At 68.3% G+C, this 7,896-nt stretch carries 8 protein-coding genes; 1 reads left to right on the top strand and 7 read right to left on the bottom strand.

Translation table 11 applies throughout. The annotated features are described in order from the left end of the window. From MXD58_RS14920 to MXD58_RS14900, 5 genes are all read right to left on the bottom strand, one after another. Positions 1 to 300, bottom strand: a 300-nt coding sequence (locus MXD58_RS14920; RefSeq protein WP_250609422.1) for an NAD(P)-binding protein, incomplete at its 3' end; no start/stop codon positions are given. Positions 301 to 304: 4 nt separating this feature from the next. Beyond that, entirely contained in the window at positions 305 to 1,147 is an 843-nt protein-coding gene (locus MXD58_RS14915; protein WP_248837333.1) for an ABC transporter permease, read from the bottom strand. A 5-nt stretch (positions 1,148 to 1,152) separates the two neighbouring features. Then, positions 1,153 to 2,190: an efflux ABC transporter ATPase subunit, DrrA-related gene (locus tag MXD58_RS14910; protein WP_248837334.1), complete on the bottom strand. Its 1,038-nt coding sequence runs from the start codon at positions 2,188 to 2,190 to the stop codon at positions 1,153 to 1,155. A gap of 151 nt (positions 2,191 to 2,341) precedes the next feature. Then, on the bottom strand, positions 2,342 to 3,388 hold the full coding sequence (locus tag MXD58_RS14905) for an aldo/keto reductase (RefSeq protein ID WP_248837335.1): 1,047 nt from the start codon (positions 3,386 to 3,388) through the stop codon (positions 2,342 to 2,344). A gap of 98 nt (positions 3,389 to 3,486) precedes the next feature. Continuing rightward, positions 3,487 to 4,569: an aldo/keto reductase gene (locus tag MXD58_RS14900; protein WP_248837336.1), complete on the bottom strand. Its 1,083-nt coding sequence runs from the start codon at positions 4,567 to 4,569 to the stop codon at positions 3,487 to 3,489. Positions 4,570 to 4,736: 167 nt separating this feature from the next. On the opposite strand from MXD58_RS14900, the gene MXD58_RS14895 reads away from it, so the two are divergent. Next, complete coding sequence (locus tag MXD58_RS14895) at positions 4,737 to 5,657, top strand: AraC family transcriptional regulator (protein WP_248837337.1); 921 nt, start codon at positions 4,737 to 4,739, stop codon at positions 5,655 to 5,657. Positions 5,658 to 5,710: 53 nt separating this feature from the next. On the opposite strand, the gene MXD58_RS14890 is transcribed toward MXD58_RS14895, so the two are convergent. Further along, complete coding sequence (locus MXD58_RS14890) at positions 5,711 to 6,292, bottom strand: RloB family protein (RefSeq protein ID WP_248837338.1); 582 nt, start codon at positions 6,290 to 6,292, stop codon at positions 5,711 to 5,713. A 78-nt stretch (positions 6,293 to 6,370) separates the two neighbouring features. Continuing rightward, the gene (locus MXD58_RS14885) at positions 6,371 to 7,666 is read right to left on the bottom strand and encodes an AAA family ATPase (protein ID WP_248837339.1); all 1,296 of its coding nucleotides are present in this window, start codon (positions 7,664 to 7,666) and stop codon (positions 6,371 to 6,373) included. Positions 7,667 to 7,896 lie beyond the last annotated feature (230 nt).

The raw sequence follows: 7,896 nt of genomic DNA, 5'->3' as shown, positions 1-7,896 counted from the left end.
GCTCCCGGTCGCGCCGCTGACCCGCCTGGTCGCGGCCCTGCTCTCGGAGGCGAGCATCTTCACGGCCCGGGCCGCCATCCGGGCGATCTCCAGCGCGCGCAGCGCGGCGTCCGCCCGCAGGTCCAGGGGGTGGCCCGGCGCGGCGCCGGGGCTGGTCGGCTCGGCGTCCAGCTCGTAGACGGTGGCGGCCAGGCCCCGCACGTGCAGGGCCCGGGCCAGCGTCAGCCCGCTGAGGCCGCCGCCGACGATCACGATGCGGGGCGCCGGGGCGTGGCCGGCGCTGCGCGTGAGTGTGACCATCCGGTCAGACCTTCCGTTTGAAGGCGTTCACCGCCAGCGGCGCGAACACCGCGGCGATGCCGGCCGCCCACAGCAGCGTGTGCCACACCGGGGTAGCCACCGGCCCGGAGGACAGCAGGCCGCGGGTCGCGTCGGCGAGCGCCGTCACCGGATTGATCTTGACGAACGCCTGCAGCCAGCCGGGCATCGTCGAGGTCTGGACGAACGCGTTGCTGATGAACGTCAGCGGGAAGATCAGCGTGAAACCGAAGACCATGACCTTCTCCGGCTCGGACACCAGCATCCCGACCAGCACCGACGCCCACGAGATGGCCAGCGCGAACAGAATGATCAGTCCGAAGGCGGCCAGTGCGTCCAGCGGGCCGGTCCGCACCCGGAAACCGAGGATGTAGCCGAGCCCGAGCATCATCGCGATCGCCCAGGTCTGTTTGACCATGTCGGCGACGATCCGACCGGCCAGCGGTGCGGAACGGGCGATCGGCAGCGACCGCAGCCGGTCGAACACGCCCTTGGTGAGGTCGTTGTTCAGTCCGACACCGGTGTTCAGCGTGGTGAACAGGGTGTTCTGGACCATCAGGCCGGGTAGCGCGAACGTCAGGTAGTCACCGGTGGAACCCGCGATCGCCCCGCCGAAGACGTAGGTGAACAGCAGCAGGAACATCAGCGGCTGGACGCTGAAGTCCAGCAGCTCCATCGGATTGTGCTTGATCTGGACGAGGGAGCGCCAGGACAGCGTCGCGGTGTGCCGCAGTCCCTCGATCGGCCCGACCCGCGCGGGGCCGGTCGGCGCCGCCCGCTCGACGGGCCCGGGCGCCTGACCAGGAAGGGTGGTCGTCAGTGTGCTCATGGTGATCAGCTCCTCGCTGCCGCGGGGATCCGCGCGGCCGGGTCGTCGTCGGCGGGCCCGTCCTGCGCCACGGTGGCAGGGGCGGACTCGTCGGTGGCCGGATGGCCGGTCAGGGCGAGGAAGACCTCGTCGAGGCTGGAGCTGCGCAGCGTGATCTCGCCGACCGTCACCCCGGCGTCGTCGAGGCGGCGCACGACCGCCGGCAACACCGCCGGATCGGTGACCCGAACGCTGACCAGGTTCCCGGCCACGGTGGGGCTCGCGCCGACGATCTCCGCGACCGTCGTCTCGACCAGCGCCGTGTCCGCGGGGTCCGCCGGGCGCACCGCCAGCGTCTGCGCGCCGGTCTGCTTCTTCAGCTCCTCGGGAGAGCCCTGGGCGATGATCCGACCATGGTCGACGACGGCGATGTCGTCGGCGAGCAGGTCTGCTTCTTCCAGGTACTGGGTGGTGAGCAGCACGGTGACGCCGTCCGCGACCAGGTTGCGGACGACCTCCCACATGTCGTTGCGGCTGCGCGGGTCCAGGCCGGTCGTCGGCTCGTCGAGGAAGAGCACCCGGGGCCGACCGACCAGGCTCGCGGCCAGGTCGAGGCGCCGGCGCATGCCACCGGAGTAGGTCTTCGCCGACCGGCCCGCCGCGTCCGCCAGGTTGAACTCGGCGAGCAGCTCGCGGGCCCTGGCCTTCGCCTCCGAGCGGGGCAGCCCGAGCAGCCGGCCGATCATCACCAGGTTCTCGGTGCCGGTGAGCAGCTCGTCGACGGAGGCGTACTGGCCGGTGAGCCCGACGATACGGCGCACCCGGTGGCTGTCGTGCCGCACGTCGTAGCCGCCGACCAGCGCGGTGCCGGCGTCGGCGGCGAGCAGTGTCGCGAGGACGCGTACCGCCGTCGTCTTGCCGGCGCCGTTCGGGCCGAGCAGGCCGAAGACCGTTCCGGCGGGCACCTCCAGGTCGATGCCGGCCAGCGCGGTCGTCTCGCCGAACTTCTTCACGAGGCCCTCGGCGACGATCGCGGGGGCCCCGTGCGTGTCTGTGACCGTCATGGTGTGCAGCATGCCGGGTGCCACTGACAAAACGGGGAGACGCCGGCGACCACCAGCCGAATTCGTTCCCGTCGCGCTGACAGCTCGCTGACACGGCGACCGTGTCAGCGAGCCGGGCTGTCAGGTGCTGGGGTGTCGCGGGGTCGGGCCCTCAGCCGGTGACGCGGCGGCGGTTCGCGGAGTTCAGCGTCGGGCTCCCGAGGAAGTGCTCGGTCCCGGCGACGTCGGTGCCCGGGGGGACGACCTTGTCGATCGCGTCCAGGGTGGCCCGGTCGAGGACGACGTCCGCGCCGGCGAGAGCGTCGTCGAGCTGCGCCGCCGTCTTCGGCCCGATGATCGTCGAGGTGATGGCCGGGTGGCTGTCGACGAAGGCCAGGGCCAGGTGGGTCAGCGACACCCCGGCCTGCTCGGCGATCGCGACCAGCGCCTCGACCGCGTCATAGCGTGCCGGGGTGCTCGGGCTGTCCGACAGGCTCACCCCGCCGAAGGCCCGCATCGCGCCGTCGTCCGCGTAACGCGCCCCCGCTGGCGTCGCGGCGTCCCGGCGGTACTTGCCGGTGAGCCAGCCACCGGCCAGCGGGCTCCACGGGATCACCCCCATGTCGTGCCGCAGCGTTGCTGGCAGTACCGCCTCCTCGACGGACCGGGCGAAGATCGAGTACTGCGGCTGTTCGCAGACGAAGCGTTCGCCGCCGCGGCGCCGGGCGGCCCACTGCGCCTCGACGATCCAGTCGGCGGGGAACGACGAGGAACCCAGATAGCGCACCTTGCCCTGGCGCACCAGGTCGCTCAGCGCACCGAGGGTCTCCTCCAGATCGGTGTTCCAGTCAAGCCGGTGCACCTGGTACAGGTCGATGTGGTCGGTGTCGAGGCGGCGCAGGCTGTCCTCGGCGGCGCGGATGATCCAGCGCCGGGAGCCGCCGCGGTGGTTGCGCTCCTCGCTCATCGGGTTGAAGCACTTGGTGGCGAGCACGACGTCGTCGCGCCGGTCCTTGATCGCCTTTCCGACGATCCGCTCGCTTTCGCCTCGCGAGTACATGTCCGCGGTGTCAACGAAGTTGACGCCGGCGTCGAGCGCCCGGTTGATGACGCGCACACAGTCGTCATGGTCGGGATTGCCGAAGCCCCCGAACATCATGGTGCCGAGGCACTGCGTGCTGACCTCGACTCCGGTCCGGGCAAGCTTGCGATACCGCATGGGAGGTGCCTCCTGCTCTCGACGTCGAAGCGCCGCGTACCGCGTGGGAAACCTCCACCTGACCGTATTCATATGCGGGCCCCGGCCGCCGACCAGGGTCAGTAGCGCGTGGCGCTGCGGAGCAGCGGCGGGTAGACGGTGGACGTCTCACCGTCGACGGTGGCGCCGGCGAACTGGAGCATCGCCCGCTGAGCACCGTGCATCGGGGCCGGGTAGTCCAGCGTCGGCGCGGACACCTCATCCAGCCGGCGCAGCTGCTCCGCGCTGAGCGTGACCGCCAGACCTCCCAGGTTGTCGAGGAGATGCCCGACGCGGCGGGCGCCGACGATCGGCACGACCGTGCCCACGCGCGAACGCAGCCAGGCCAGCGACACCGCCGCCGCGGAGGTTCCCAGCTCCTCCGCGACCGCCGTGACGGCATCGATGACGGCGAACTCGTCCTCGTTCGGCCCGCCGACGAACGGCGTGCGCGCCGAGTCCACGGGCGCGACCCCCCGGCGGTACTTGCCGGACAGGAAGCCGTTGCGCAGCGGGCTCCACGGGAGCAGCGCCAGCCCCTGGTCCCGTGCCAGCGGGGCGAGCTCGCCCTCCACCGTGCGGGCCAGGAGCGAGTACTCGACCTGCAGCGCAATCAGTGGCGTCCAGCCGCGCAGCAGCGCGGTCGTCTGCGCCTGCGCCGTCAGCCAGGCCGGAGTGTTGGAGAAACCCAGGTAGCGGATCTTCCCCGCACGGACGAGGTCGTCGAGGGTGCGCAGGGTCTCCTCGATGGGCGTGTTGCGGTCCCAGTTGTGCAGCCAGTACAGATCGAGGTGGTCGGTGCGCAGCCGGCGCAGCGTCTCGTCGAGCTGGGCGATGATCGAGCCGCGGCCGGCGCCGCCGCCGTTGGGGTCGCCGGGGAACATGTTCGTGAAGAACTTCGACGCCAGCACCACCCGGTCGCGCTGACCGGGACGCGCGGCGAAGTAGTCGCCGAGGATCCGCTCCGAATGTCCGTTCGTGTAGAAGTTGGCAGTGTCGATGAAGTTGCCGCCGTGCTCCAGATAGGCCGAAAGGATCCCCTCGGCCTCCTCGACGCCGCATCCAGCGCCGCCAGGATCCTCGCCGAAGGTCATCGCGCCAAGGGCGAACGGGCTCACACGGAGGCCGGATCTGACCAGCGTCACATAGTGATCGAGGGTCATGACGTGCTCCTGTCGGGGTCGTGGGACTGCGCCTGGGCTGTCCCCGACATCGAAACCCGCACTGGGTGCGCGGCGGTAGGCCGTTCCTGCCGTCCTCTTGCCTGATCCTGCCGTCAGTGCCTGGATCGGGCTTGCCTCGCGGCCGTGCCTGATGGTTCGGTGGGGGTGTGTGCGTACGGACCGATCCGCTGGCGGAGATCCGCGCTCTCATCGCCGCGCACGCCCGTCCCGACCTGCGCACGCCCATCGCCGGCCTGCTGCTGTCCAGCGTGACGACGACCGCGCCGGACCATTCGCTGACCGAGCCGCTGCTGGTCGTCATGGCCCAGGGCGGCAAACGGCTTCTGCTCGCTGGCCAGACGTTCGAATACCGGGCCGGCGAGTGTCTCGTCGTCAGCGCCGACGTGCCGGTCACCGGGCACTTCCTCGACGCGAGCCCGCGTTCGCCGGCGCTGGCCATGGGTTGGACGCTGCGCCCGAGCGTGATCTCCGCCCTGCTCCTGGACGTGCCGGCGCGGCACCGTCCCAGCCGTCCCGGGCCCGCGCACGGGACGCGGGCCCTCGCGACGGGGCCGGCCGGCGTCGACCTGCTGGACGCGACCGTGCGTCTCCTGCGACTGCTCGACCAGCCCGCCGACGCGGCCGTGCTCACCCCGCTGATCGAGCGGGAGATCCTCTGGCGGCTGCTCACCGGCCCGTACGCCGCCATGGTGCGCCAGATCGGCCTGGCCGACAGCAGCCTCGCCCACGTGCGCCGAGCCATCGGCTGGATCCGCGACCACTACGCCGAGCCGCTGCGGATCGCCGACCTCGCCCGGCTGGCGGGGATGAGTCCGTCCGCCTTCCACCGCCACTTCCGCGAGGTGACCGCCCACAGCCCGCTGCAGTTCCAGAAACGTGTCCGGTTGCAGCAGGCCCGCGCCCTGCTCGTCACCCACCCCGGCGACGTCGCCGGCGTCGGCCATCTCGTCGGCTACGACAGCCCGACCCAGTTCAGCCGGGAGTACCGCCGCCTGTTCGGCACCCCACCCGGCCGCGACACGACCCGCCTGCGCGCCACCCCGGCCACGTCCCGCAACCTGCCCTGACAACTGTCTGATCCGCCGCGACCTCTGTGGCCATCGAGCAGACTGGCATAGGGTCAATTCCGCGAAGAATTTCGGGTTGCCGGACTACTTGTCGCTATGCTCTCAATCCTGATCAGGAGATCAGTCACAGACGACGACGGGTTGTTTTTGGGAAGCTGATTTCCATCCTGCTTGTGCCGTGCAGACAGTTCTTGGGCGCGGGTAGTCGCCATGCCGCGTAGCGGCATGTACTGCGCGGCGTTGATTCGCTTTCCGGTCCGGCCATCCAGGTTCTTGCTGTGGCGCTCGATCTTATCGGTACTGGCGAACCGCGTATACTGCTCGAAATGCAGAATTAGCCACAACTCGAAGCAGGGATTCGAGATCGCGAGTCGGACGTCATGTTGTTGAGCGAGAGAGACCGCCTGCTCCAGGTTCGGATGCTGGTTCGGCCATTCGACGTCGAAAACGCACCAGAATTCGTCGATCTCTTTGTCTTCCCCCTTGCGCTGCACCGCGCGTTTTACTAGACTCAACGGAACGCCATGCTCAAGATCGATCTCGATACTGATTGCAGTGTTACGGGCAACGTGGGGAAGTTGCTTGATACCGTTGAGGTAGTCAGGCTCGGAGCGTTTCCCTTCGCAGAATATCATAATGGTCGTTTTCTCTGGCCGCAGCTGTGCCTTTCTGGTGAGTGGGCGGCCGCTGGACCGTCGAGGGGACACGCCGGGTTAACCAATCAGTCGAAATGACTGGAGGAGTTCGAGCTCGTTTACATCGGGGAGTGCGCCGAACCTGCCATGCAGATAGGCGACCTCAAGATCCTGCGAATTTCTTCCTCGCTGGACCGTGAATTCGGCGATCGCGCTGAGGACCGTCTCCGCAGCGGAGTTCCGCTCGGTCAGCCAGATCTGATCGCGGGAGAGGTTCTTCAGGAGGCTGGTGTTGTGCGCGGTGAAGATCAGCTGTGCACCCTTGGGGTTCGTTGCCGGATCATGGAACAGGCCGATCAGATGGGCCGCCAAGGTCGGGTGCAGGCTGGCGTCCAGCTCGTCGAAGAGCAGCAGCGCACCGGATCGGAGGGCGAACAGAACGGGGCCGACGAGCTGGAACCAGATCTGGGTTCCCTCGGACTCGGCGACGAAGTCCAGCGGCGCCCTTTCCTCAGCCGCTTCATGCACCAGTCGCACCCGTCGCCGTGAACGGGCTGGAGCGGTGTCGCTCGGCATGGAGAACCGTATTTCCTCTTCGTCGACGAGTACATCGACGATACCCAGGTCGGCCATGCGGAGCAGGGCGAGTGCCTGTTCCCGTTCAGTCGTCGTGCCGAGTTCTGTTTCCTCGAACAGCGCCAGCTGGTCAGTTGACGGCGGATCCTCGAACCAGCGGACGGTGGGCCGAGAGTTCGGCTGATAAGGGCCACCGATCCGTGGAAATCGGGATCGCCGGACAAGTCCAAAGGTCTGAGTTCGCATCACAGCGCGGACGAATTCTGAAACAAGGGGCTGGTCGAATCGATGCGCGACCGACAGCGCCAAGGTCTGATCTGTGAGCAGCTCCCGTGTTCCGGAGAGGCTGCCCAGCCCGCGCTGAAGCTTGAGTTCGGTGCCTTCCCGCTCGAAGACTCTGCGTCGTCTCTTCTCGGGATAGTGAAACAGCCCCTCGTAGTGCACCGCTGACCGGTCGAGTTCGACAATGTACTCAAATCGTACCTTGTCGATTAGGAGCTCGAGTTCAAACGTGGACGAATTCTGCGGGCCGTCACCGAAAGCGAAAGGTTCGACGGGAATCTCGTCCAGCCAGTATCGAAGTGAGTTCTGCACTGCCTCGCGCAGCCAGGTGAGGGCGGCGATGACGTTCGACTTTCCCGAAGCGTTCGGCCCATAGACCCCGGCGACGGTGAGCAGGCTCTGGCCGAGTTGCTCGGCCCACCGCGCCTCCGGGCGATCTTGGCCGATCGCAACCAGGGAGAGCTCGGTGGCACGCCGTATCGACCGGAAGTTCGATACCTCGAATCGGATCAGCATCGGACCCCCTCGAGGCGCAGTCGACGTTGGCAGGCGCCCACACCGCCAGATCGACGAGTCTGTCGGTGAGCAGGCCGTCAGCCGCTTCATCGTAGACGAGCCGTGCCAGTGACGTGCGTTTTCGCTGTGGTCTGGAAGCGGTATCTGCCGCCACGGGAGTTCGCCGGTTGCCCGTTTCGGTTGCCCCCGTCTGGCCTACGTTGGCCATCCCCCTGCGATCGGATGATAGA

Source organism: Frankia sp. AgKG'84/4 (assembly GCF_023242965.2).
Lineage (GTDB): Bacteria > Actinomycetota > Actinomycetes > Frankiales > Frankiaceae > Frankia.
Note: the sequence above shows the minus strand (reverse complement) of the source record. Positions and strands in the feature narration are given on the sequence as shown.

Coding starts and splice junctions, on each gene's coding strand:
- MXD58_RS14915 (WP_248837333.1), bottom strand. CDS start 1,147: ATGAGCACACTGACGACCACCCTTCCTGGTCAGGCGCCCGGGCCCGTC.
- MXD58_RS14910 (WP_248837334.1), bottom strand. CDS start 2,190: ATGACGGTCACAGACACGCACGGGGCCCCCGCGATCGTCGCCGAGGGC.
- MXD58_RS14905 (WP_248837335.1), bottom strand. CDS start 3,388: ATGCGGTATCGCAAGCTTGCCCGGACCGGAGTCGAGGTCAGCACGCAG.
- MXD58_RS14900 (WP_248837336.1), bottom strand. CDS start 4,569: ATGACCCTCGATCACTATGTGACGCTGGTCAGATCCGGCCTCCGTGTG.
- MXD58_RS14890 (WP_248837338.1), bottom strand. CDS start 6,292: ATGATATTCTGCGAAGGGAAACGCTCCGAGCCTGACTACCTCAACGGT.
- MXD58_RS14885 (WP_248837339.1), bottom strand. CDS start 7,666: ATGCTGATCCGATTCGAGGTATCGAACTTCCGGTCGATACGGCGTGCC.